Origin of the sequence: Thiosulfatihalobacter marinus, from assembly GCF_016019955.1 — a bacterium.
GTDB classification, from domain to species: domain Bacteria; phylum Pseudomonadota; class Alphaproteobacteria; order Rhodobacterales; family Rhodobacteraceae; genus Shimia; species Shimia marinus_A.
In genome coordinates, this window is the sequence record NZ_JAECRZ010000059.1 from 1 (window position 1) to 258 (window position 258).

Consider the following 258-nt stretch of genomic DNA (forward strand, 5'->3'; position numbering starts at 1 on the left):
CGACCGAGCGCATCTTGGTGCGCCGTGGATGGTTTCAAGGCGCGGCTGGCGCCGTTTTCGATCACCGGCCTGTTGGTGGCGGATCGTCTGGTGCAGGGCTTTGCCGAGGCCCTTGCCTGCCATCGGCATGGCCCCCGATATGGCGGCTTCCACTTCGGCCATGAGCGTGGGCGCGTAATGCCCCGCCGTGGCGAAACAGGCGACGCCGGGCAAAGGCGGTACCGCCTTTTCCGGCCCTTTTTCACAGATCGTTAATTG

At 64.7% G+C, this 258-nt stretch carries 1 protein-coding gene; it reads right to left on the reverse strand.

Translation table 11 applies throughout. The features are described 5' to 3' along the window. Positions 1–258: hypothetical protein (locus I3253_RS20370; protein WP_197919608.1), on the reverse strand; the 258-nt coding region annotated here is incomplete at both ends.